The organism is Pseudochrobactrum sp. XF203 (assembly GCF_020341615.1).
In the GTDB taxonomy this organism is placed as follows: domain Bacteria; phylum Pseudomonadota; class Alphaproteobacteria; order Rhizobiales; family Rhizobiaceae; genus Pseudochrobactrum; species Pseudochrobactrum saccharolyticum.
Genome location: NZ_CP084392.1, coordinates 427,540 through 449,482 on the forward strand (window position 1 = coordinate 427,540; position 21,943 = coordinate 449,482).

General features: G+C 52.7%; 20 protein-coding genes. 5 read left to right on the forward strand and 15 right to left on the reverse strand.

All coding sequences use genetic code 11. The features are described from left to right. Positions 1-9 precede the first annotated feature (9 nt). A complete protein-coding gene (locus LDL70_RS01815) occupies positions 10-846 on the reverse strand; it encodes an ABC transporter substrate-binding protein (RefSeq protein WP_225686415.1) in 837 nt (278 codons plus the stop codon). 254 nt (positions 847-1,100) lie between these two features. Here LDL70_RS01815 and LDL70_RS01820 point away from each other — a divergent pair, with 254 nt between their 5' ends. The 3 genes from LDL70_RS01820 to msuE are packed head-to-tail and all read left to right on the forward strand — an operon-like array spanning position 1,101 to position 2,708. Further along, complete coding sequence (locus LDL70_RS01820) at positions 1,101-1,475, forward strand: helix-turn-helix transcriptional regulator (RefSeq protein WP_225686426.1); 375 nt, start codon at positions 1,101-1,103, stop codon at positions 1,473-1,475. A gap of 1 nt (position 1,476) precedes the next feature. Continuing rightward, positions 1,477-2,151, forward strand: a complete 675-nt coding sequence (locus LDL70_RS01825) for a glutathione S-transferase family protein (protein ID WP_225686428.1) — start codon at positions 1,477-1,479, stop codon at positions 2,149-2,151. Further along, a complete protein-coding gene (msuE, locus tag LDL70_RS01830) occupies positions 2,148-2,708 on the forward strand; it encodes an FMN reductase (protein WP_225686437.1) in 561 nt (186 codons plus the stop codon). Before LDL70_RS01825 ends, msuE begins: the two co-directional genes overlap by 4 nt. Positions 2,709-2,717: 9 nt before the next feature. Here the strand turns inward: msuE and LDL70_RS01835 are convergent, their stop codons facing one another. The 7 genes from LDL70_RS01835 to LDL70_RS01865 form a co-directional block, all read right to left on the reverse strand. Beyond that, positions 2,718-3,611 (reverse strand): DMT family transporter, encoded by an 894-nt coding sequence (locus LDL70_RS01835; protein ID WP_225686439.1) that lies wholly within the window; start codon positions 3,609-3,611, stop codon positions 2,718-2,720. Between the two features lie 231 nt (positions 3,612-3,842). After that, positions 3,843-4,706: a transporter substrate-binding domain-containing protein gene (locus LDL70_RS01840; RefSeq protein ID WP_075654252.1), complete on the reverse strand. Its 864-nt coding sequence runs from the start codon at positions 4,704-4,706 to the stop codon at positions 3,843-3,845. A 180-nt stretch (positions 4,707-4,886) separates the two neighbouring features. Next, on the reverse strand, positions 4,887-5,681 hold the full coding sequence (locus LDL70_RS01845) for an ABC transporter ATP-binding protein (protein ID WP_075654253.1): 795 nt from the start codon (positions 5,679-5,681) through the stop codon (positions 4,887-4,889). Further along, positions 5,678-6,412 carry an ABC transporter permease gene (locus LDL70_RS01850; protein WP_022710164.1) on the reverse strand — a complete coding sequence of 245 codons (735 nt, stop codon included), beginning with the start codon at positions 6,410-6,412 and terminating at the stop codon, positions 5,678-5,680. The genes LDL70_RS01845 and LDL70_RS01850 overlap by 4 nt, the downstream gene beginning before the upstream one ends. Beyond that, the gene (locus tag LDL70_RS01855; protein WP_022710163.1) at positions 6,409-7,131 is read right to left on the reverse strand and encodes an ABC transporter permease; all 723 of its coding nucleotides are present in this window, start codon (positions 7,129-7,131) and stop codon (positions 6,409-6,411) included. The genes LDL70_RS01850 and LDL70_RS01855 overlap by 4 nt, the downstream gene beginning before the upstream one ends. A 125-nt stretch (positions 7,132-7,256) precedes the next feature. After that, on the reverse strand, positions 7,257-8,678 hold the full coding sequence (locus LDL70_RS01860) for a M20 family metallopeptidase (protein ID WP_225686441.1): 1,422 nt from the start codon (positions 8,676-8,678) through the stop codon (positions 7,257-7,259). Between the two features lie 445 nt (positions 8,679-9,123). After that, the gene (locus tag LDL70_RS01865) at positions 9,124-9,723 is read right to left on the reverse strand and encodes a DUF922 domain-containing Zn-dependent protease (protein ID WP_225686450.1); all 600 of its coding nucleotides are present in this window, start codon (positions 9,721-9,723) and stop codon (positions 9,124-9,126) included. A gap of 504 nt (positions 9,724-10,227) precedes the next feature. On the opposite strand from LDL70_RS01865, the gene LDL70_RS01870 reads away from it, so the two are divergent. Further along, complete coding sequence (locus LDL70_RS01870; RefSeq protein WP_028233448.1) at positions 10,228-11,826, forward strand: ABC transporter substrate-binding protein; 1,599 nt, start codon at positions 10,228-10,230, stop codon at positions 11,824-11,826. Between the two features lie 219 nt (positions 11,827-12,045). Beyond that, a complete protein-coding gene (gene pepT, locus LDL70_RS01875) occupies positions 12,046-13,281 on the forward strand; it encodes a peptidase T (protein ID WP_225686452.1) in 1,236 nt (411 codons plus the stop codon). A gap of 58 nt (positions 13,282-13,339) precedes the next feature. On the opposite strand, the gene LDL70_RS01880 is transcribed toward pepT, so the two are convergent. The 7 genes from LDL70_RS01880 to LDL70_RS01910 form a co-directional block, all read right to left on the reverse strand. Further along, the gene (locus tag LDL70_RS01880) at positions 13,340-14,449 is read right to left on the reverse strand and encodes an SbmA/BacA-like family transporter (protein ID WP_225686454.1); all 1,110 of its coding nucleotides are present in this window, start codon (positions 14,447-14,449) and stop codon (positions 13,340-13,342) included. Between the two features lie 228 nt (positions 14,450-14,677). Beyond that, positions 14,678-15,619, reverse strand: a complete 942-nt coding sequence (locus LDL70_RS01885) for an isoaspartyl peptidase/L-asparaginase family protein (protein WP_225686455.1) — start codon at positions 15,617-15,619, stop codon at positions 14,678-14,680. Positions 15,620-15,685: 66 nt separating this feature from the next. Beyond that, positions 15,686-16,570 (reverse strand): ABC transporter permease subunit, encoded by an 885-nt coding sequence (locus LDL70_RS01890; protein WP_022710156.1) that lies wholly within the window; start codon positions 16,568-16,570, stop codon positions 15,686-15,688. Further along, positions 16,567-17,487, reverse strand: coding sequence for a glutathione ABC transporter permease GsiC (gene gsiC / locus LDL70_RS01895; RefSeq protein WP_151158558.1), 921 nt, complete (start codon positions 17,485-17,487; stop codon positions 16,567-16,569). The genes LDL70_RS01890 and gsiC overlap by 4 nt, the downstream gene beginning before the upstream one ends. Positions 17,488-17,602: 115 nt before the next feature. Beyond that, the gene (locus tag LDL70_RS01900; protein WP_151158557.1) at positions 17,603-19,132 is read right to left on the reverse strand and encodes a glutathione ABC transporter substrate-binding protein; all 1,530 of its coding nucleotides are present in this window, start codon (positions 19,130-19,132) and stop codon (positions 17,603-17,605) included. A gap of 19 nt (positions 19,133-19,151) precedes the next feature. Then, complete coding sequence (locus tag LDL70_RS01905) at positions 19,152-21,029, reverse strand: dipeptide ABC transporter ATP-binding protein (protein ID WP_225686457.1); 1,878 nt, start codon at positions 21,027-21,029, stop codon at positions 19,152-19,154. After that, the gene (locus LDL70_RS01910; protein WP_121993922.1) at positions 21,010-21,903 is read right to left on the reverse strand and encodes a MurR/RpiR family transcriptional regulator; all 894 of its coding nucleotides are present in this window, start codon (positions 21,901-21,903) and stop codon (positions 21,010-21,012) included. Before LDL70_RS01910 ends, LDL70_RS01905 begins: the two co-directional genes overlap by 20 nt. Between the last annotated feature and the right edge of the window lie 40 nt (positions 21,904-21,943).

Here is a 21,943-nt window from a genome sequence, read left to right on the forward strand (position 1 = left end):
TGGGTGCGATCAGGCAGCCTGCGGATAAATCTGCGCAAGGCGGTCAAAATGCCCGTGACGATGCAGAACTTCTGCTTCTGTCTGCTGTTCTGTGAGAATGGTTTTATCCGCCGGAATGACAGTGAAATCGCGTGAGGCAATCACCTTTTCCCAGCCTTGCAGACTGGCTTCCGTTGCGCCGCTTTCCACCAGCCTGCGGGCGGCCTGATGTGGGTCTGCTGTGATTTCGTGGCCGATCCGTGCCAGTTCCTGCGCAATTTTCAGGCGGGATTGGGCATCAAGCCCGCTGCTTTCCAGCGTCCAGAATAAAGAGCGGTTGGGAATAGTGGAGCCGCAGCGTGAGAGCAGACGGATATCATCACGCTCAAGGGCATTTTCCAGACGTGGTGCCATAGCAATCCACGCATCAACACGACCGTCGAGCAGGGCGGGCAGGGCGTCATTGACCTCCGGTTCGACGCGTTCAATATCGGCGAGGCTGAGACCGGCCTCTTCCAGATTGCGTGCTAGATAATAGGTCTGGAAAGAGCCGTCCACCAGCCCGATGCGACGGTGTTTCAGATCAGATGTGGATTTGATCGGGCTGTCAGCGCGCACCAGAATAGCGCCATTGGCAGGGCGCGGAGCGGAGGCGGCGATATAGTTGACAGGCAACCCGTCCAGAGCTGCGGTGATCGGCGGAGTGGAACCGGTGCCGCCAAAATCAATCTTACCTTCTGTAATCAGTCTGCCGGTGTCGCGCCCTTCGCGATAGGCAACAAACTCACCATCCAGTGCGGCAAAGGCATCAGGCCAGACCTGTGCGATACGCAGATGCAGATTGCTGGGATGAACACCGATTTTCATAAACTGCCCTTTCAGAAGACAGGCAGAAACCGGAATTATCCGCCTGTGGTACTGAGATACAATTTACGTTTTTGTAAAATGAAAGCCAAAGCGGGCTGTTCTAATTTTGTGCGGCTTTGTAACGGATTATTCTAGTTTTTGGCATGTGCGCAGGTCATAATTTTTAACGCTTGAATTTATAACATATTGATTAATATCAGTTATCAATATATTTTTTTATAGAATGTTTGCGCGTGGTTATAATGAGAGGTTTAATGACCAAGCCGGTTGCAGCCCGTTTATGCCGTTCCGTCACCACAGCAAGTGACCTGCTCAAGCTGATTGCCAATGCAAACCGGCTGGCGCTGGTTTGTTATCTAATGGAGCAGGAAGCGCAGGTCGGTGAGCTGGAAGCGGAACTGCGTATTCCGCAGCCGAGCCTGTCGCAACAATTGAGTATTCTGCGTGAGGCAGGTGCCATTGCCTGCAGGCGCGATGGCAAGACGATGATCTATAGTGTGGCCGACCCGCGCGTTGAGCAGATTGTGCTGCGCCTGCGGGAGATTTTTGACGGGCTGGAAGATGTGACCGGACGTAATATGACAAACCGCCAAACATCCGATGCGATGCCCGACCTGATGTTTGACTGATATGATTGATCTCTACACATGGATAACGCCCAACGGGCTGAAAACCTCCATTGCGCTGGAAGAATTTGGCTTGCTTTATCAGGCGCATGCAATCGACCTGACCAAAGGCGAGCAGTTCTCTGAAAACTTCCGAAAGATCAGTGCGGGCTCTAAAATTCCGGCGATTGTCGATCATTCAAACGGGCTGACATTGCTGGAATCCGGTGCAATCCTGACTTATCTCGCAGAGAAGACCGGCCGGTTTCTGCCAATATCAGGCGTTGAACGCTATGCGGTGCTGGAATGGGTATTCTGGCAGGTTGGTGGTTTAGGCCCCACACTCGGCCATGCACATTATTTCCTGACCTATCATCCCGATGTGGCACCGGCAGCATCAGAGCTTTTCGCAAGTGAAACCAAGCGGCTTTACGAGAAGCTGGAGCAGCATCTGAACGGCAAAGATTATCTGGCAGAAGAGTATTCCATTGCCGATATGTCAGTCTGGCCGTGGGTGTCACGTTTTGAACGCCATAAAATCAATCTCAATGATTATCCCTCCGTCCGGCGCTGGTATCTGCAAATCGCCAAACGGGAAGCTGTGCAGCGCGGCTATCGCGTGCCGGTTTTTACGGGGGAGATTCCTTTGCCGCCCCCGCTGACACATGAAAATTCTGAAAGTTCTGAGGAAAGACTATGAGTGCGCCCCGCATAACCGGATTTTCCGGGAACCTGACCAGCCCGTCCAAAACCCGTGGCTTTGTTGAACATATTGCCGGACAGGCAGCTCTGGCCCTCGGCGGTGTGTCATCCGTTTATGATATTGCCGATCTGGGAGCGTCGTTCCCTGCTGCACGCTGGCCGTCGCAACTCGACAAGCAGGCTTCTGACATTGTCGATGAAATTGCCGCTGCTGATCTGCTGGTTGTCGGCACACCGACTTATAAAGGCAGTTATACGGGACTGTTCAAACATTTCTTCGATCTGCTTGATCCAAAATTGCTGCGTGGCAAGCCGGTCATTCTCGCGGCAACCGGCGGCGGTGATCGCCATTCGCTGATTGTCGAGCATCAGTTGCGCCCGCTATTCGGATTTTTTGAGGCTTTTGCCCTGCCGACCGCAATCTATGTCTCGGATCGTGACTTTACCGACGGGCAACTCAGCAATCCTCTGATTGAGAGCCGTATTACACAGGCGGTTTCCGAAGCCGTGCGTGTGGTTTCCGGCCATCATTATCAGCAGCAGGCGGCTGAGTGAGCATTTCACTCAGCGCAGCATAATCAGTGCCATTCCGGCCACCACCAGCAGAGCGCCAAGCCATGCACCATTGGCGGGGCGTTCACCGGTACGCAGCCATAGCAGCGGCAGAATAATCACCGGTGTTGTGGCCGAGATGGTGGAGACAATACCGACTTTGCCGCCGGAGAGCGCAAAGAGCAGCAATGTCATGCCGAGTGCCAGCGAAAGAAAGCCGGTCAAAGCGGTGAGGAAGGCAATCTTTAGCGTAAAAGGCTTTTTCGGCTTGAAAGCCGGAACAGGTAATTGTGTCAGCACGGTCAGGCAGCAGGCCGCAATGCCAACACGTAACAGCGAGGCCAGTGCCGGATCAATGCCGCTGACCATGACAGGGCGGGCAATAATCGAGCCGATGGCCTGACCGGTTGCCGCTGCCAACCCCAGCCCGACACCGATCCAGAGCGGGCCTTTGATCTTTTCCCATTCATGGATTTGCGCACGGCGCTTGCCAAACAGAATGGCCAGCAACACGCCGGATATAGTGACGGCGATACCGAGCACACCCATAGGCGATAATGTTTCATCCAGCAGTATCCAGCCAAGCACGGCGGCAATCGGTGCATTGAGCGCAAACAGAATACCGGAGCGGCGGGGGCCAAGGCGGTTCAGAGCGGTGAACAGCAGAGAGTCGCCGACGAAAATCCCGATCAGGCCGGAGAGCAGCAGCGGAACTGCGCTGTCCCAACTGAGGTCGCGCCATGTGCCGGAAATCAGGACATAGACCAGCAATAATCCGGTGACGAAAACCTGCCTGCCACGGTTGAATGCCAATGCGCCGACATGACCGGCGGGAATGGCAGAAATAATACCTGTAAACGCCCAGCAAGTCGCGGCTCCGAGTGCGGCGAGTTCATATACAGGCATAGTCGTGATCCGGATGCAGGATGAGAAATGTTTGAATAACAAAGGCTTCTACAGATACAAAGCCTTGCCGTCCAATCATATTGCGCAGAGCGGATCATCAAAGTTTCAGATCAGATCATGTCTTTATGCGATGACCGGATTTGAGCATGCTCCTGTTGCTCTTGCTCACGATAAAAAAATGTGGCCGCGAAAATCGCGGCCACATTCATGATTTCAAATTGTATCTGTAACTTATGGAGTTACGTCAAAACCGAACCATTTTTCGGACAGCTTTTTGATTGTGCCGTCTGCTTTTGCAGCTTCAATCGCTTCGCTGAACTTCTTCTGCAGTTCTGGTTCGTTCTTGCGCAGACCAACGGCAACGCCGCGACCCAGAACGCCGCCTTTGAAGTAAGGGCCGGTCAGAACGATATCTTCATTGCCTGGCTTTTTCGCAGCATCGGCCAGATAGGCCAGCGACGCTACAACCAGATCAACGCGGCCGGACTTCAGATCCAGATCGTGCTGTTCAGTTGTCTTATATTCGCGGATATCAGCGGAATCTTTGAAATAGGTGTTGAGCAGTGTCAGGCCGAGCGAAGCGGTCTGTACGCCAACAGTGCGGCCTTCGATTGAAGTCGAAAATTCGCCGATGGCTTTCTTCGTGGCTTCATCTTCATTGGCAAGGAACAGAGTTTCGCCGGTATGCGGCAGTTTCGCATAAGGGCTGTCTTTCAGCGTTGCGAAAGTCTGTGGTGTCAGGCCGTAGGAAACCGAGAAATCAATGGTTTCTTCACGCTTTGCAGTGGCGGTCAGGCCAGCCATGATCGCGTCGAATTTACCGGCGTTCAGCGCAGGGATCATGCTGTCAAATGGTGTTGCAACGAGCGTGCATTCCACTTTCATATGATCGCAGAGATATTTGCTCAGCTCGATTTCATAGCCGTCGAGTGTGCCGTCCGGCTTGGTGAAGTTGTACGGACGGTAAGCACCTTCAGTTGCGATGGTTACTTTGGTCCATTTCTTTTCTTCAGCCTGTGCAGTGACGCTGGCCGATACGGCGCCGAGCAGCATTGCAGAAGCAAGAAGCGATTTGGTGATGAGGCTGATTTTCATAGAAGCACCCTGTTTACAATTATTCTTGTTCATTTAGAGCGGCTCCATTCAGGATTGAACTTTTGAGCCGCTCTGTCTCTTTGTCTTTACGCATTATCCTATGCATCGAAGTGGGAATAGAAATCAGTCCAGCGAACTGATTTCCCCGCGAAGACGCTTCGCACTTTTGCTGGAAATGCTTTAAGCCGCATTTTCGTGGCTGATGAATTTGCGGAAACGCTCTGACTTGGAATTGGTGAAGACTTCCGACGGTGCGCCGTCTTCTTCAACCTGACCCTGATGTACAAAGATAACGCGGTTGGAAACGTCACGGGCAAAGCCCATTTCGTGGGTCACGACCAGCATTGTACGGCCTTCTTCAGCAAGTCCGCGCATCACGCGAAGAACTTCACCTACCAGTTCCGGATCAAGTGCGGAAGTCGGTTCGTCAAACAGCATTACTTTTGGTTTCATCGCCAGCGCACGGGCAATCGCTGCACGCTGCTGCTGGCCGCCGGACATATGTGAAGGGTAGTAATTGCGCTTATCGGCAATACCGACTTTAGCCAGCAATGCTTCCGCTTCTTCAATGACTTCAGCGCGGTTGCGCCCCTGCACATAGATCGGCGCTTCAATTACATTTTCCAGAATGGTTTTGTGTGACCAGAGGTTGAAGCTCTGGAAGACCATGCCGAGTTCCGAGCGGATGCGCGAGACCTGTTTTTTGTCGGTCGGATAGCTCTCGCCTTTGGAGTTCTGCGCCATCTTGATGGTTTCACCGGAAATGGTGACCGTACCGGATGTCGGTGTTTCCAGAAGGTTGATGCAGCGCAGCAATGTGGATTTACCCGAGCCGGAAGAGCCGAGAATGGAGATCACTTCACCTTCGCGGGCTTCGAGCGAAATACCTTTCAGCACTTCGACCTGACCGAAATTTTTGCGCAGGTTTTCGACTTTCAGCGCGACCGGTGCGGATGCGGATACTGTATTGCTCACGATGCTTTTCCTTCAGTAGGAATATTGGCCGGTACGCTGACAGGAACAGGCTGACGCAGATATGGCGTCAGACGGTATTCAGCCAGCAGCAGAAGACGGGTCAGAATGAAGTTGATGGACAGGTAAATTGCACCGGCAACGACAAAAACTTCAATCGCGCGATAGCTCTCGGCAATCAGCTTGGCAGCAATACCGGTCACTTCCATCAGCGTGATGATCGAGGCCAGCGAGGTGGCTTTGACCATCGAGATCATTTCATTGCCATAGGCAGGCAGTGCCTGACGGATAGCAAGCGGCATGACCACACGGCGGAAAGCGGTGAAGCGCGACATGCCACAGGCCTTGGCTGCTTCAATCTGGCCATGAGGCACGGATAGCAGACCGCCACGGATGATTTCACCGGCATAGGCTGCAGTGTTCATCGTCAGAGCGATAACCGCACACCAGTAAGGTTCACGCAGGATCGGCCACAGGAAAGAGTGACGGATCGCCGGAAACTGGCTGAGGCCGTAATAGATGATGAAAATCTGCACCAGCAGCGGTGTGCCGCGGAATACAAACACATAAATACGTGCAATCCAGTCCAGCACAACATTACCGGACAGGCGCATCATCGCGATGACCAGAGCAAGACAGGCACCCAGTGCAATCGCAGTCGCGGCCAGTTTCAGGGTCAGAGGCAGACCCGCCAGCATGGCGACAAAAGATTCAGCGAAGAATTCAAAACTCATTGGGCTCTCCTCACGCCGCGGGAGAAATAGCGCTCAGCGGACTGCAGAATGCCGCCTGAAACAGACGAAATCAGCAGATAGAGGGCACCGGCGATCAGGAAGAAGTTGAATGGCAGACCGGTTGAACCGGCACCGATCTGTGCCTGACGCAGCAGCTCCACAACGCCGGTCACGGAAACCAGAGCGGATTCTTTCAACGATACCTGCCACACATTGCCAAGGCCCGGCAGCGCATGACGCAGCGACAGAGGCGCAATGATACGGCGGAATTTCAGCCAGCGACCCATGCCGCATGCGGTTGCTGCTTCCAGTTCGCCTTTGGCAACGGCTTTGAAAGCACCACGGAAAACTTCCGTATGATGCGCGCCGCAGGAAATGGCGATAGCCAGCATGCCGGCGAGAAAGCCCGGAAAACCGAGGAAACCTTCAGCGCCGAACAGCTTGCCGATTGCGGTAATCGCTGCACTGCCGCCGAAATAAAACAGATAGATAATCAGCAGGTCAGGAATGCCGCGGATAATGGTTGTATAACCATCCGCGATGGTACGGGTAATCCGTCCGCCTGAGATTTTTGCCCAGGCACCGAACACGCCGATGACTGCGCCGAGCAAAAAGCCGGTCACAGCAAGGGCAACACTCATTAATGCGCCGGTGAGCAGAACTTGCCCCCAGCCGTCAGGCCCGAAGCTGAGGATTTCAAAAAAGCTGAGTTGCTTCATAATGTCCTTGGCCGGTTAGAGCAGTTTCAGGAAAAGTGGGAACTGGTTTTCCGTCCGAAACTGCGTGTGAATAGAAGGAGAGATGAGAAAAATGGTTGTCATAATGGATTCCTGTAGCCCGCTGACTATGCTTTTTGCACGGGGAGGGCAGGCTGAACATCATCCGGTATCGGATTGATGAAAACTGTACCGCCGAGGCGTTTTTTATGATCTGCTTTGGCCGCTGTAATATGTTCCGGATTGCGGAACAGTTCTGCAGCGGTGCTGCTCATGATTTTCGCTGCATGTGCCATGCCTTTATGGGCTGCAGGCAATTTCCCCTGCGCCACCATTTGCCATGAATGCAGCGGCGTGCCGATTGCGCAGGTCGCACCGCGCATTTGCACAGTTGGTACCACCCAGCTTACACTGCCCACATCGGTAGAGCCGACAAAGGAATTATCCCCGTTATACGGCTTATAGATCTCTTCGCATAGGGCAAGTCCGTCTTTTGGCTCAACACCAAAGCGGCGGAAAGCATCCGAAATATCTTCTTTGCTCAGAGTATCCTGAAATTCGCGGGCAGTCTTTCTGTCCTGCTCGTCAAAAACAGGTGCGCCGAGACGTTCCAGCTGAATCTGCATCAGCTGTTCAAGGGTTGAATTGCCGATCAGATTGGCATCACCGCTGATGATCTCATCACGCACGGAGGTTTCCGTCATCAGGGCTGCACCCTGTGCAATTTTACGAACGCGTTCCAGCAATGTCTGCATTTCCGGCAGGCTAAGCGCGCGGATCAGGTAACGCACTGTGGCTTTGGCTTGCACCACATTCGGTGCAATGCCACCGGTATCGGTGACAGCATAATGGATACGGGCGCTGGAAGGCATATGCTCGCGCATATAATTGACACCGACATTCATCAGCTCCACGGCATCCAGCGCACTGCGTCCGAGATGCGGGGCGGATGCGGCATGGGCTGCGCGGCCGGTAAAATGGAAGCTGATTTCATTGCAGGCCAGAGAAACCGGATCATTGACACCGGCAAAAGGAGCGGGATGCCAGCAGAAGGCGACATCCACATCATCAAACAGGCCTTCACGAACCATGAAGCCTTTGGCCGAGCCGCCTTCTTCCGCAGGGCAGCCGTAATAACGCACACGGCCTTTGATGCCGTTTTCTGCCAGATAATCTTTCAGCGCAGAGGCTGCGAGAAGCGAGCCGGAGCCGAGCAAATTATGCCCACAGCCATGACCATGGCCGCCGCGCTCAATTTCCTGCGGCTCTGCCAGACCGGCAATCTGGCTCAGACCGGGCAGGGCATCAAACTCACCGAGAATAGCAATGACAGGGCCGTCTTCACCGGCTTCGCCCATAACGGCGGTCGGCAGACCGGCAATACCGCGCTCTACGCGAAAACCTTCATCCATCAGCATCTGCGCATGGGCATCGCTGGCTTTATATTCTTCGTAATTGGTTTCAGGATTGTCCCAGACTGCATCACTCAGATCAAAATAGGCAGGGCTTTTCTCTTCAACGATATCCCAGATATCAGAATGATTTTTCAATTGCCTGCTCCGTTTGATCCTGACACGCGCTGCATCCTTTACGGATAGTGTCGTGCTATGCTCGTTTACCCGTTCAGACTGGGAAGATGAAGGGGTATTACAACTTATTATTGAGTGCTGATAAAATTCCTTGGCCCCGCTTACAAGTGCTGATTACATCAAAAGCTGCCGTTCAACATAGTTTGATGCTGATACAGGCTGTATAAAGACAGCATGCGGGTCTGGAATATCCTCCGTTGCAGACAACCTCCTCTTTCTGCGCGCTGATAACTACAGTGACGAAATGGCAGAGTACAGGCACAATAATGCTCAAAAAGACGGCATTATTTGCCAATATGGATGATTGTTGTGCCGAAACGGGCGCGAAACAGCGATTTTGAACACTGTTTTCGGCTGAGAATAAGCATAATGGTCAGTTTTGACGGATGTATAAAGTGGTCGTGATTCAGTGGCCGTTGACCAGCCCGAGGATCAGCTGATGAATATTTCCGCCCTGTGCCATATCTGAACGGTCAAAATCGCGGCCGCGCTGGCGCTGTTCCTGAAACAGTTCCGAAAGTACTTTATTCAGCTCTGTTTTGAATTTGGTGCATTTCGGATCATTGGCAACGGACATCCCGACGGTGGCCGTTTCAATTTTCTGCACCATTTCTTTGATGTAATCGCCGTGAATATGTTCATGTTTTTCAATGCCGGCATAGAATGTTGCCCAGAGTGCGGCAGTCTCCGGCGGTAGCTTTTGCGCCGGTTTAGGCAATGTATATGTAATTGTCAGTTTTGGTTTGGCGGAAACCAAAGTGCAGTTGCCATCATCGGTTTTATATTTGCGCGACCAGAGCAATGTGAAATTTGTATGCGCAATGGTGCGTCTGTTCTTGCCGATCTGCGGGCCTTTTTGGCCGATGGAAGCATAGAGCTCGGGGCCTGTTGTGCCGGAGACAGAATAGGTTTCCACTTTCTCAATCGCCTGCCATTCAGCTTGGGCACTGCCCGCCCAGATCGTGCCGGTTGCAAGCAGGGTGAAGAAAATATTTTTAACAAACATGCTATCTTCCGGTTTGACCGACATTGTTGAAAGAATGCCGGAACCGGCGTGTCTATACCTAGAGCGTATCCCGAAAAGTGTGAAGCGCCTTCGCGGGAAAAACAGTCCACTGGACTGTTTTTTTATCCCGCTTCGATCGGATAGCATATGCGCAAAATAAAAAGATCGAGTATTTTTGCCCGAATGGATCGCATCAGTGAAAGCATCATTCGAATGGCCGAAAGCCGGTCTCCCGTTTCGCCGGTTCTGAGCCTCCCCTGATTTAGTTGGGATGATTGTGATTTTATTCAAAATTATCAATGGCACTCGGGCAGAGATCGTTCCACTATCACGATACGGAATCACTTAACTCCGGTCATCAATCACTTTGTGACCGGACTAAGAGCGTAGTCAGAAGACTGTGAAACAGTTTTCAGGATACGCGTAAAATGAACAGGCAAGGCAGTTCTGTTGGTTACTTGAACAGAGAGGTTTTGTCTGCCGGATGGAATGGGGAATACCAGTATGAATATTTATAAAAAGGCGCTTTCGGCGACAGCACTTGCTTTGCTGCTCGGCGGAATGGCCTCTGCTCAGGCTTCAGCAAAAACACTGATTTATTGCTCTGAAGCAGCACCGGACAATTTTGATGCGGCAACCACCACATCAGGTGCAACTTATGACGCTTCGGCGCGTAACGTGTCCAACGGTCTGATTAAAATCAAGCGCGGTTCAACAGAACTGGAACCGGGTCTGGCCGAGCGCTGGGAAATTTCGGAAGATGGTAAGGAATATACATTCTTTCTTCGCAAAGGCGTAAAATTCCAGACGACCAGCTATTTCACACCGACCCGCGAATTCAACGCGGATGACGTGATTTTCAGCTTTGACCGTCAGGGCAACAAAGAAAATCCGTTTTACGGTAAGGGGACATGGCCGCAATATGGCGCCTATTCTTTCCCGACACTGATTAAAGAAATCCAGAAGATCGACGATCATACGGTTAAGTTCGTGCTGAACCGTCCGGAAGCAACAATGATTGCTTCGCTGTCGCTAACCTTTGCTGTAATCCAGTCCAAAGAATATGCGGATCAATTGGTGGCAGAAGGCAAGACCGATCAGCTGAGCCAGCTGCCGGTTGGTACCGGCCCGTATCAATATGTGGATTATCAGGCAAACAGCGCTGTGCGTTTTCAGGCCAATCCTGATTACTGGGGTGGCAAACAGAAAATCGACAATCTGATTTTCGCGATCACACCAGATGCTTCCGTGCGTTATCAGAAGCTGAAGGCTGGCGAATGCCATATCATCGCTTATCCGAACCCTGCGGATATTGATGAGATGAAAGCGGATACCTCGCTTGAAGTGCAGCGTAAAGAAGGCCTGAACATTGCATTCATGGCTTACAACACTGTTGTTGCACCATTCGACGATGTGCGCGTGCGTAAAGCGCTGAATATGGCGATCAACAAACAGGCGATCATTGATGCCGTATTCGGTTCAACCGGTATGGTTGCGGTCAACGCAATGCCTCCGGGCGTATGGGGCTATAATAAAGACGTTAAAGACGATGCCTATGATATTGAAGCATCGCGCAAGCTTCTTGAAGAGGCCGGTGTTAAAGATCTTTCGATGAAGATCTGGGCAATGCCGGTGCAGCGTCCTTATATGCCGAATGCCCGCCGTGCAGCGGAATCGATGCAGGCTGATCTGGCAAAAGTTGGTGTTAAAGCTGAGATCGTTTCCTATGACTGGAGCGAATACCTCAAGCGCTCGCTCGAAAAAGACCGTGACGGTGCAGTCATGCTCGGCTGGACCGGTGGTATGGCTGATCCGGACAACTTCCTTGCAGCTTTGCTGGGTTGTGAAGCTGTCGGCAGCAGTAACCGTGCCAACTGGTGTAACGCTGATTTCGAAAAGCTTATTCAGGCAGCGAAACTGACCACGGATCAGGCAGAACGCACCAAGCTTTATGAACAGGCGCAGGTAATCTTTAAAGAACAGGCTCCGTGGTTGACGATTGCCCATCAGGTGATGGAGCAGCCGGTCAGCAAGAAAGTCAAAGATTTCCGTATCGATCCTTTCGGCGGTTATCTCTTTGAAGATGTTGATATCGAAGAATAAGCAACACGATCTTACCCGTTTTTGGTGAGCACTTGTTTCAAAGTCAATGGCGCCGTCACCGGCGCCATTTCTGCAAGATGAAATGAAACTGTAAGCTGATACCAAAGTTCATTGAGTAAAACTCATTGGACTTTGGTTAAGCCCGTGTGGTGATTGAACATTTTCAAGGCGTGATGCGTTAGCATCTTGAGCCGCCTTGGTATGAGGTAAAAGAATCCGATGGATATTGTTGAACGCTTTCTGAACTATACCCGTATTAATACCACAGCCGTATCCGATGCGGGGAAACTCCCGTCCAGCAGCGGCCAGACTGAACTCGCCAATTTGTTGGCAGGCGAGCTGCGCGATTTGGGACTTACCGTGGAAATGAGAGATCATTCCATCGTGGTTGGTACATTGCCGTCCAATATCAAAAATGCCGACCATCAGGCACCGGTGATCGCATGGGTCGCCCATATGGATACCAGTGGTGAATATACTACTGATACCAAGGCGCATGTGGTGGATTATCAGGGCGGGGATATCGTCCTTAATAAAGCGCTTGATATCGTGATGCGCGTTGAGGAATTTCCGGAGCTGAAAAATTACGAAGGCGACCGTATTATCGTGACAGACGGCACCAGCCTGCTGGGTGCGGATAACAAGTCAGCGATCGCTGAAGTTATGCATGCGATGCAGGTGTTGCAGGATAATCCGCAGATTGAGCATGGCGAGGTTAAAGTCGTGTTTGTGCCGGATGAAGAGATAGGTCTGCTTGGTGCGAAAGCACTGGATGTACCGAGCCTTAATGCGGATTTCGCCTTTACGCTGGACTGTTGTGCAGTGGGTGAAATTGTCTATGAAAACTGGAATGCCGGTGAGTTTCACATTACCTTCCGTGGTCAGCCTGCTCATCCGATGTCGGCCAAGGGCAAGCTGCGCAATGCCATTCTCTATGCCCAGCAATATATTGGTATGCTGCCGGCGGGTGAACGACCGGAACATACGGAAAATCGTGAAGGCTATTACTGGGTCAAAGCTATTCAGGGCAGCGTGGCATCGGCCAAAATCGTGGTTGATATCCGCGATTTTACGGTAGAGGGCTATGATAAACGCCGTAACTTTATCGACACGCTTGCCGCAAGTTTTAATCAGTTGCATGGTGAGGGCACAGTATCGGTTGAATATCGTCCGATGTATCGCAATGCTGCCGAAGGCCTGAAGGGCGATAATTTCTATCCGGTTGAACTGGCTCTGGAAGCGATGAAAGCTATTGGTGTCGAACCTTATGCCATTCCGATGCGCGGTGGCTATGACGGTGCGGTTCTGTCAGAAAAAGGTCTGCCTTGCCCGAACCTGTTCTGCGGTGCGCATAATTTCCATTCGATCTACGAGTTCCTGCCTGTTGGTTCTCTGAACAAGGCATCGGAGATGGTGATTGAGATTTTGAAACGCGCAGCAGCGGCTAAACGCTGATTAAACATACGAACACAGTTATGAATGTTACAGGCGCGGTGTTATTCCGCGCCTGTTTTTATTCTGTCAGTAACAATGTGTGGAAGCCGGTAATACGCAGCAGATGTGCGCGCCATTCGGCAATGGCCTGATAATTATTCACATACCATCGCAAGGCTGAATAGACCTGATTGAACGCGCCGACTGTCATCATCAGGCCACCAAAATTCAGACCGCCGGAAAAATAGATCGGGGCGGCGGCCAAAATCGGCACCACAATGGCCATCCAGCCGAAGCCTGATGAAATCCATGTGAGATTGGTCTCCATGAGGATCAGCTTTTTTATGCTGGAATACAGGCCTTGAAATTTGCCACGCAAAAAGCCGATTTTCCGTTCGCTCTCATTGGCCATCGGGTAATTATCGTTTTCACTAATAATCTTAACAAGAGCGGTTCTGAATTCTGCTTCCTGCGCTTCACGGGCAGCGTTGAGTTTGACCAGCCCGTGCCCCACTAAACGGCTTAGGGCAGACGCAAGTCCAACATAGAGAATGGCCGCCCAAACCATATAGCCCGGCAGTGAAAATTCGTAGCCATTATAGCGGAATACAAAACCTTCCGACACATTCCACAGGATGCCTATAAAACTGAACAACAGAATAGAAGACTGAATGAAGCCGATTGTCAGTCCCGTGGTTGAATCTGCCAGCTGTCTTGTATCCTGATGGATGCGCTGGTCGGGATTTTGCGCATAAAAACCGGTCTTATCGAGTTTAGATGCCTTATTGCCATGCAGCCAGCAATCAAGAAGATTTTTGACGATAGCTTTGCGCATCACCACGGAAAGCGTTTGCTGAAACCAGTTTTGCGCAACATTGAGCACCAGCAATCCGGCAGCAATGAAGACAAAGATCTGCAACTGCCGGATAAATTCCGGAACATCCCGCTGCTCAATGGAATTATAAAACGGTACATTCCATTGATTGAGTGTCACCTGCCCATAGGCGGTTGCCAGCAAAATCAGCAGCAGCGTAACAGACATGGCTGCCAGTTTCAGAAACTCTTCCGAGGAATTCAGAAGCCTGCGCAGAATGCCGAGTTGCGTGAAAAAGGGAATATCCGGTAGGTGGCTGTCGCTCTGAGGGTCTTGTTGATGTGGCACCGAAATGACTTCTTTCAGCTGCTGCATAATTTAAAATCTTAGAGCGACCTTTGTGCGCCCAATGGGATGCACGGCGCTCTAATGACCCTGTAATTTTAGGCTGACTGCAAAGTAATAGAATTCGGGGAGCCGATCCAGAGCAGCCATTGAAAAAAATACGCTGCAATTTCATCAATGATAGAAACGACGAGCAAAAAAATCCCCCGAACCATTACTGGTCGGGGGGGATTGTCTCTTCAGAACTGAGCAGGAAGATCAGTCTTCTTTGCCGTAAATACCGGTATGGATGACACCATCCGCACCGCACCATGCGCGATACATGCCGGGGCTGTTGAATGGCAGTTCGATATTGCCTTTGGCATCAACGGCGATCAGGCCGCCGGAGCCGCCGAGTTCACCCAGTTCCTGCACTACATCGCCTGCAGCCTGTGCAAGGCTCTGGCCTGCCCAGCGCATACGCGCATCAATTTCATGACCAACCGCCCAACGGATGAAATATTCGCCATGACCGGTTGCGGAAATTGCAGCGGTTTTGTCATCCGCCCATGTACCGGCACCGATCACAGGGCTGTCGCCTACGCGACCCGGTGTTTTCGCGGTCATGCCACCGGTGGAAGTTGCAGCAGCAATATGGCCATTTTTATCGAGCGCAACCGCACCGACTGTACCGTGTTTGCGTGCCGGATCACCATCATCCGCCAGACCGAGGCGGCGGCGTTCCATTTCCGCTTTCAGTGCATCGAGACGTTGCTGAGTGCCGAACCATTCCGGCTCCATCATTTCCAGACCGGCATTTTCACAGAAGCGCTTGGCACCGTTACCGGCGAGGAACACATGCTCGGTCCGTTCCATCACCGCGCGCGCTGCCAGCACCGGATGACGCGGGCCGCAAATGCCGGTGATCGCACCGCAGCGGCGTGTCTCGCCGTCCATCACGGCAGCATCCATCTCATGGGTGGCATCGGTGGTGTAAACCGCACCGCGACCGGCATTGAACAGCGGATTGTCTTCCAGCGCCATAACGGCGGCGGTGGCTGCATCCAATGCGCTGCCGCCTTCATGCAAAATTTTCAGACCGGCTTCGAGACAGGCTTTGAGGCCTGCATGATAGGCGGCTTCCCGTTCCGGTGTCATGTTGGATTTCAGGATTGTGCCTGCACCACCGTGGAGTGCAATTACAGGAGTAGTTTCAGACATGGTATTCCTCAGATATTGAAAAGACTGACATGAGAACGCCGTCTCAATTGAGACGGCGTAACGTCATCAGTCAGAGCGCAGTTTCGGATCCAATGCGTCACGCAGACCATCACCAAACAGGTTGAAACCCAGAACGGTTACGAAAATCGCAATGCCCGGAAACAGGGTCAGGTGATCGGCAACGCCCATATAGGAGCGACCGTCTGCCAGCATGGCACCCCATTCAGGGCTTGGCGGCTGTGCGCCCAGACCGATGAAGGAGAGGGATGCCGCAGTCAGAATGGATGTCCCGATACGCATGGAGAAATAGACGATCACATTCGGCAGTGTGCCCGGCAGAATGTGGCGCAGCATGATCACGCGGTCTTTAACCCCGATGGCGCGGGATGCATCCACATAGACAGTGCGCTTAAGCTGCAATGTTGTACCACGGGCAAGACGGGCAAAAACCGGAATCGAGAAGATCGCGACTGCATAGATCACGTTAGTGATGCCAGGTCCGAGAATAGCGATAACCGCAATCGCCAGCAGGATGCCCGGAAAGGCCAGCAGCAGATCGCACAGACGCATCACGGCGGAGTCAATCCAGCGGCCGTAATAGCCGGAAATGATGCCGAGCGAGACGCCCACCAGAGCACCCAGTGTCACGGACAAGAAGCCGACAGACAGCGAAATCCGTGCGCCCCAGATGATACGGCTGAAAATATCGCGGCCATAGGTATCCGTGCCTGCCCAATGGGCGGCACTTGGCCCCTGCAGCACAGCATTATAATCCGGAATGGTCGGATCATAAGGCGCAACAAACGGCGCGAAGATAGCCATCAGCACCAGTGTGATGATGAAGATAAGCGCAACCATTGCCACTTTTTGTTTTTTAAAGCGGCGCCAGAATTCAGCCAAAGGCTTGCGCATTTTTTCGGTGGGTTCCACCACAACAGTTGTCGCACTCATTTGTAGCGGATCTCCGGATTTGCGAAAGCATACAGCACATCAACCAGCATATTGATGAAAATGAACTGCAGCGAGAACAGCAGGATCAGCGCCTGAATGACCGGATAGTCACGATAGGAAACTGAATCGACCAGCAGACGGCCGAGACCCGGCCATGAGAACACGCTCTCAACCACAATCGAGCCACCGAGCAGGAAGCCGAATTGCAGACCGACCATGGTGATGATCGGGATCAAAGCATTGCGCAGGGAGTGTTTCCAGATCACACGGCGTTCCGGCACACCTTTGGCGCGCGCAGTGCGGACATAATCTTCACGGGCAATTTCGATGAAGGAGGAGCGGGTGAAACGCGCCATGACTGCAGCAACACCGACGCCGAGCGTAAAGGACGGCATAACAAAATGCTGCCATGTGCCGTAGCCGCCGGTCGGGAACCAGCCGAGATGGACGGAGAACAGGTTGATAAGCAGCAGGCCGAGCCAGAAAGGCGGAAAGGAAATACCGGAAACCGCAATAATCATACCCGCATAATCAGGCCATTTGCCGCGTTTGACAGCGGAGACAACGCCGATCAGCAGGCCGAGAGCCGTTGACCAGAGCATGGCGAACAGGGTCAGCCAGACGGTCGGCATCAGGCGGGCGCCGATTTCTTCCGCAACAGTACGGCGGGTTTTCAGCGAAATGCCGAAGTCGCCCTGCACAGCGCGGGTAAAATAGCGGACGAACTGTTCAGGCAGCGGTTTATCAAGCCCGAGCGAGGAGCGCACAACGGCGACATCTTCAGCGCTGGCTTCAGGACCGGCAACAAGACGGGCAGGATCACCGGGCAACATATGCACGAAGGCAAAAACGCAGACCATCACCATCGCAATGACAGGGATAGTGGCCAACAGCCGTTTGATCAGATAGGCAAACATGGATTTCCTTTCTGAAAAACTGTGCTGACCGTATTAAGCGTATCCCGAAAAGTGCGAAGCGGTTTTCGGAAAAGATACGCGTCAAATAGCGGTCAGCACTCGCTTTCAGATGCGATTATTCAGCAAAAGCGGCATCTTCGAGCAGGAAGCCGCGGTCAGGCAGCATATAAACGCCCGACAGGCTTTTGCTCTTGGCAGCAATATTCTGGCCTACACCAAGGAAAATCCACGGTGCATCCTGCCATGCAAGTTTCTGCACTTCCGCATAGGCTTCAGCACGTTTTGCCGGATCTGCAGTTGCAATACCTGCTTCAATCGCTGCATCAACCTTCGGATTTTTATAATATGCGACGTTGAACATTGCAGGCGGGAAGCTCTGACCGTAAAGCAGCGGGCGAATACCCCAGTCAGCATCACCGGTCGAAGCAGACCAGCCGCCGTAATACAGCTGCACGGTTGCATCTTCAGGCTTATCAACGCCCCAGACTTTCTGCGCGGCAACACCGGCTTCAAGCGGCACGACATTGACCTTTACATTGATCTGCGCCAACTGCTGCTGGATGAACTGCGCGGCACGCAGGGAGCCGGTATTGGAGGCAGCCCAGACTTCTGTTTCAAAACCGGCTTCGAGGCCTGCTTCTTTCATCAGCTCTTTGGCTTTGTCGAGATTGAAAGTGTAGTCACCGGCCTTCACATGGAATGCCAGAGCCGAAGGAATGATGGAATCTGCCGGTGAGCAGTAACCATTGGAGACAACTTTACAGAAAGCGTCTTTATCAACGGCATAATTCAGAGCCTGACGCACGCGCAGATCATCAAACGGCTTCTTCAGATTGTTCATGGCGACATAGGTTTCAACGATCGACGGTGTCGCTTCGACCTGAACATTCGGATTGTTTTCGACTGCCTTCATCAGTTCAGTCGGGAATGTCGGAATGTACTGAGCTTCGCCGGTCTGCAACATCGCAAAACGGGCGCCGGATTCCGGAACGGAGCGGATGGTCACGCCGTCAACTTTCGGCATGCCTTCTTTCCAGTAATTGTCGTTTTTCACGACTTCCAGTGTATCAGCAGCCCAATGTTTGAAAGTGAACGGGCCGGTGCCGACCGGATTACGGTCGATATCTTTGCCGAATTTTTCCAGCGCTGCCGGAGAAATCATCATCGCGCCCGGATGGGCGAGAGAGGCAACCATGGCACCGAAAGGCTCTTTGAGGGTCAGTTTGATGGTTGAATCATCAACGGCCTGTACTTCCTTAACCATGGAAACAAGGCTGCGGCGGGACAGTTTGTTATCCGGATTGGCAAGACGGTCGATGTTGAACTTGGCGGCAGCAGCATTGAAATCTGTGCCGTCATGGAATTTGATGCCCTTGCGCAGTTTGATTGTAAACTCGGTGGCATTTTCATTGGCTTCATAGCTTTCAGCGAGAAGCGGGATCAGTTTCATATCCTTGTCGAAGCCGAACAGACCCTGATAGATCAGACGCAGCGAGGTCTGGGACAGGGTGTCATTGACCACAGCAGGGTCAAGACCGGTCAGGTTGTCCTGAACAGCAACGGTGAGCGATTTCGCCCATACGGTGCCCGGAAGCATGACAGCGGCAGCTAATGCCGATGACAGCAGAATTGATTTCAGTTTCATTAGTCTCTCCTTCCACTTATTATTTAAAATCACCGATCGGGTGGCGGGCTACAAAATGGCCGGGTTCCACCTCAACCAATGGTTTGACAACAGGCATATCGTCGGGCTTGCGCACCGGACTTGGAATTTCGCCCTCAATCAGCGGTCTGTTGCGGTCGCGCCGTGCCGGATCGGCAATCGGCACCGCAGAGAGCAGACGGCGGGTATAGGCATGTTGCGGATTTTCAAAAATCTGACGGCGCGGGCCGATTTCAACGATCTGACCGAGATACATAACGGCAACACGGTGCGAGACGCGTTCAACCACGGCCATGTCATGGCTGATGAAAATATAGGACAGGCCGCGTTTTTCCTGCAATTCCATCATCAGATTGATGACTTGCGCCTGAATGGAAACGTCCAGTGCGGCCACAGCCTCATCCGTAATCAGAATATCCGGATCACCGGCCAGAGCGCGGGCAATACAGATACGCTGACGCTGGCCGCCGGAGAACTGATGCGGATAGCGGCGCGCATGTTCCGGCTGCATGCCGACATCGCGCAGCAATTGCACAACGCGTTCCTCAATCTCATTGCCCTTGGCAAGGCCGTGGGTAATGAGCGGCTCGGCAATGGAGAAGCCAACTGTCAGGCGCGGATCGAGCGAGGCAAACGGGTCCTGAAACACATATTGAATTTTACGGCGTACAGCGAGTTTCTCAGCGCCGCTCAGCTTGAAAATATCCTTGCCGCGATAGTGTACCGAGCCGGATGTGGCTTCCTGCAGCATCATCAAAGTGCGGCCGGTGGTGGATTTCCCGCAGCCGGATTCACCGACGAGTGCCAGAGTCTCGCCCTGACGCAGATCAAAATTGACCTGTTCAACCGCGTGTACACGACCGGCCAGTTTGGAGAAGAAGCCACGGCGGATATCAAAACGGGTGACGAGATCGCGTACTTTCAGCACTGGTTCGTCGGATTTGATTGTATCCTGCGGCGGGGAGACTTCAAATTCGGCAGGCTTGCCGTCTGCATGGTCGGCTTTGAGTATCGGAAAACGGCGCGGCAGGTCTTCACCATTCAGCGCACCAAGACGCGGCACAGCGGCCTGCAAAGCACGGGTATAAGGATGCTGCGGCGATTTGAAAACGTCCTCTACAGTGCCTTCTTCAACCTTTTCACCGTGACGCATCACGAGAACGCGGTCGGCCACTTCTGCCACCACACCCATATCATGGGTGATGAACAGCACAGCCATGCCCATCTCTTCCTGCAACAGGCGGATGAGGCGCAAAATCTGTGCCTGAATGGTCACGTCAAGCGCTGTGGTCGGCTCATCGGCGATCAGCAGTTTCGGTTTGCAGGACAGTGCCATTGCAATCATCACACGCTGGCGCATACCGCCGGAAAGCTGATGCGGGTGACGGTCAAGCAGGCGTGCCGCATCGGGGATACGGACTTTTTCCAGCATGCGCAGTGCTTCTGCACGCGCTTCTGAAGCAGAGCAATTCTGGTGCAGGCGCACAGCTTCTGCAATCTGCTCGCCAACGGTAAAGACCGGATTGAGCGATGTCATCGGTTCCTGAAAGATCATGGCAATATCATTGCCGCGGATCTTTTCCATCGCCTTCAGGGAATGTTTGGTGAGGTCGGTGGTAACACCGTCATTGCCGGTAAAGTGGATGCCGCCTTCGGTGATTTTGCCGCCGCCGCTTTCCACCAGACGCATGATTGCCAGCGAGGTTACGGATTTGCCGGAACCGGATTCACCAACGACAGCCAGTGTTTCTCCGGCCTTGATCTCGAAAGACAGGTTCTTAACCGCACGGAATGTGCTTTCATCACCTTTGAAATCAACGCTGATATTCTCAACGCGGATAACCGGTGCTGTTTGCGGGTTACTCGGCTTCACTGACATCCGTGGTCCTCGTTTTGGACTGCGGATGCTGTTCATCATCCGCATAAAAATAGGGCATGAGAAAGCGTGTCATCGATACGGCATCGGACACGCTCTGATGATGGGCCGCCAGAACGGCGAGAATAGTTTCAAAAGCAGCAAGTGCGGCAATGCCGGAACTGTGCAGAACCGGATGATCCGCCGGAATGAAAATCTGCTCATGGCTGAGGGCGCAAAGCGGAGAATGCGCTCCGTCCGTAACCGCGATGCAATAGGTGCCGCGACCACGGGCGAGCTTCATAAAATCGACTGTGTGTTGTGAATAGCGTGGCAATGCCATGGCGATCAGCAGGTCTTCAGGACCGAGGCCTGCAATCTTAAGAGCGACCCGTTCCATGCCGTTCTCACCGGTCAGCATGATCTGCGCACGGCTGAAAGGCAGCAGCCTGTCGGCAAAAAGCTGGAGCAGATTGCCGCTGACACCAAAGCCTAAGAAAGCGATGCGCTGGGCGTTCTGGATACGCATGGCTGCGCTCTCCCAGACCGGATTGTCGGCTTGCTTTGCAACAGTCTGCACCTGTGAAAGGGCATTCTTGAAGGCGTCTTTAATCACACGGCGCGGCGGAATGTGACGGGCGCGGTCGATATTTTCAACCGGCTTCAGCAGAGACTGATAACCCTGCACAGCATGGGCGCGAAATTCGGTAAAACCGTTCAGGCCAAGCGCTTTGACAAAACGTGTGATGGTGGCGGTGGAGGTTTCGGTGGCTGTTGCCAGCTCTTCAATGCCCATTGTGGCAACCGGAAAGGGGTTCGTCAGCACGAAATCAGCAATTTTCTGCTGATTGGCTGTCAGGCGTGACCACTGTGCTTCAATAAGCGCCGGTAGATTCACCGATCTTTCCCCCTCATTATTCTCCCGAAAAAAATCCTAT

Coding starts and splice junctions, on each gene's coding strand:
- LDL70_RS01885 (WP_225686455.1), bottom strand. CDS start 15,619: ATGTCTGAAACTACTCCTGTAATTGCACTCCACGGTGGTGCAGGCACA.
- LDL70_RS01880 (WP_225686454.1), bottom strand. CDS start 14,449: ATGCAGCAGCTGAAAGAAGTCATTTCGGTGCCACATCAACAAGACCCT.
- LDL70_RS01900 (WP_151158557.1), bottom strand. CDS start 19,132: ATGAAACTGAAATCAATTCTGCTGTCATCGGCATTAGCTGCCGCTGTC.
- LDL70_RS01820 (WP_225686426.1), top strand. CDS start 1,101: ATGACCAAGCCGGTTGCAGCCCGTTTATGCCGTTCCGTCACCACAGCA.
- pepT (WP_225686452.1), top strand. CDS start 12,046: ATGGATATTGTTGAACGCTTTCTGAACTATACCCGTATTAATACCACA.
- LDL70_RS01870 (WP_028233448.1), top strand. CDS start 10,228: ATGAATATTTATAAAAAGGCGCTTTCGGCGACAGCACTTGCTTTGCTG.
- LDL70_RS01905 (WP_225686457.1), bottom strand. CDS start 21,029: ATGTCAGTGAAGCCGAGTAACCCGCAAACAGCACCGGTTATCCGCGTT.
- msuE (WP_225686437.1), top strand. CDS start 2,148: ATGAGTGCGCCCCGCATAACCGGATTTTCCGGGAACCTGACCAGCCCG.
- LDL70_RS01825 (WP_225686428.1), top strand. CDS start 1,477: ATGATTGATCTCTACACATGGATAACGCCCAACGGGCTGAAAACCTCC.
- LDL70_RS01865 (WP_225686450.1), bottom strand. CDS start 9,723: ATGTTTGTTAAAAATATTTTCTTCACCCTGCTTGCAACCGGCACGATC.
- LDL70_RS01815 (WP_225686415.1), bottom strand. CDS start 846: ATGAAAATCGGTGTTCATCCCAGCAATCTGCATCTGCGTATCGCACAG.
- LDL70_RS01840 (WP_075654252.1), bottom strand. CDS start 4,706: ATGAAAATCAGCCTCATCACCAAATCGCTTCTTGCTTCTGCAATGCTG.
- LDL70_RS01850 (WP_022710164.1), bottom strand. CDS start 6,412: ATGAGTTTTGAATTCTTCGCTGAATCTTTTGTCGCCATGCTGGCGGGT.
- LDL70_RS01890 (WP_022710156.1), bottom strand. CDS start 16,570: ATGAGTGCGACAACTGTTGTGGTGGAACCCACCGAAAAAATGCGCAAG.
- LDL70_RS01855 (WP_022710163.1), bottom strand. CDS start 7,131: ATGAAGCAACTCAGCTTTTTTGAAATCCTCAGCTTCGGGCCTGACGGC.
- gsiC (WP_151158558.1), bottom strand. CDS start 17,487: ATGTTTGCCTATCTGATCAAACGGCTGTTGGCCACTATCCCTGTCATT.
- LDL70_RS01835 (WP_225686439.1), bottom strand. CDS start 3,611: ATGCCTGTATATGAACTCGCCGCACTCGGAGCCGCGACTTGCTGGGCG.